Source organism: Rheinheimera baltica DSM 14885 (assembly GCF_000425345.1).
Lineage (GTDB): Bacteria > Pseudomonadota > Gammaproteobacteria > Enterobacterales > Alteromonadaceae > Alishewanella > Alishewanella baltica.
In genome coordinates this window covers 1-1,826 of sequence record NZ_AUDG01000120.1, presented here as the reverse complement: position 1 = coordinate 1,826, position 1,826 = coordinate 1, and the positions used below count along the sequence as shown (strand labels likewise).

The window sequence follows — 1,826 nt, the reverse complement described above, 5'->3', positions numbered from 1 at the left end:
TGGCCGGATGAGGCCGAAATCAGTGGCCGGATGATACCGAAATGGGTGGCCGACTCATGCCGAAATCGCTGGCCGGATCATCCCGAAATACGCACATGATCCACAATTAAGGAAAAACCTAACTTATTTAACTTCAACAGCTTACTTTTTAGGGTTTTATAATGCCGGAGTAAATGATGTTCTGTAAGTTCGAGGGCAAATTGCTGCGGGTCCAACTGTCCAGATATCAACATATGCTCCAACCATTGCCACCACTGTGGATCGAGTAGTGAATGGATACTAATGTTCACACTACACCGAGTAAAAGTGCGTGAGTCCATGGCACATAACCGCGCTGTTTTGAGTAACACATGCTGGTCAATCTGGCACGCCAAGCCGCAGTTATATGCCATGGGCAGAAAGATAGCAGCGGGGATATAACCACCGTCAGCAGATTGCAGCCGAATTAATACTTCATGCTGCAGAATATCGCGGTCTTGCCACGAAAAAACCGGTTGAAAGCTAAGAGCAAAACGATGATCTTGCAACGCTTTGTTTAATTCAGACCGCCACCAAACAGAACCTTTCGCTTGAGGCCTGTCATCATATACAAAGCCATATGCCGCATTGGGACCATGTAATTGTGCCGTTTTTAGTGCCATATCCGCTTCGGACAGTACTTGATATGACGTCTGTCCTCGCTGATAGCTGGCATAACCGATATGCAATACGTCTTGGTCAACACAGTCGGCAAAACAACTGGCTCGACTTAATAGCGTAGCCATTCTATCACCCAATTTTTCCATGTCTTTAGCAGAAAGCCCTGCGATTAACAGAACTAAATCGTTATCAGACAAGCGGGCAATTACAGTATTAGCGTAGTCTGAGGCCATACCATGCAGTATATCCACACAACCACGCAGACGATTAAGCGGTTTTATGTTTGAGCTTATCGTTTCAGGATGACTTAGCTGAATAATAAACAATGCGCCGAACCCCACTTCTGACACATCACTTAAATAATGTTGCAGCTTGCTTTCAAAAAAAACACGGTTACCAATAGCAAGTTCATGGTCGATCAGCCCCTGTACCCGAACTAAATGGCGAACTTCTTGGTCGCGCCTCACCAGGTTGTTCACTTGATCAGACACTTTTTGCAACCGTTGACTGAAACTAGCCGAGGAGTCGCCGACTGCTTCGACTTTAGCTTCTAATATATGTAGCGACTTGTCTAACTCTACGAGCTCGGAAGTACGAGCTCGTCGCTGTCTTCGCCATGACAAACCAATCGGCAATATCAACAATAACAACAGAGAATTAATAGTGAAATAAAGCCACAGGGTAGGTTTTATAATAAATGCTTCATCAATGTACAACACGGTATCATTGTTTTGCATGGCAATATAATGAGTGTTGCTGGGGGCTAATTGCAAAATCAAACCAGTGCTGGCCGTTAACCACCTTGCACCAGTTTCGTGTGGTTGCTCTAGTGCGAGTTCAACTAAACGATCAGCCTGCTGCATCACGCTGTAGCGTTGCATAACAAAATGCGACACATTAAGCACTAGCAAAAATGCTATCAAAACAGCAAGCTGTAATTTTTGTGCCCGCAGCCGGTACAATGACAATTGTGACAAAACCAACTCCTTTTGATCGAACTCTTAGTGTTAATCTTTGACACGCATTTGTCGAGTTTTTAAGCTATAAAGCGCTAAATTAAATTGCAGCTCGTTCGCTAAGGCTTATCATCACTGAATTTTAGGCATAAAAAAACCCCGCTCGATGAGCGGGGCTTAGTATTAGGTGCCTGGCGGTGAACTACTCTCGCATAGCGAATGCTACACTAC

The 1,826-nt window shown here is 44.7% G+C and carries 1 protein-coding gene; it reads right to left on the bottom strand.

From position 1 onward, the window contains the following. Positions 1–77: 77 nt before the first annotated feature. Positions 78–1,616, bottom strand: coding sequence for an EAL domain-containing protein (locus H595_RS23095; protein WP_051220005.1), 1,539 nt, complete (start codon positions 1,614–1,616; stop codon positions 78–80). Between the last annotated feature and the right edge of the window lie 210 nt (positions 1,617–1,826).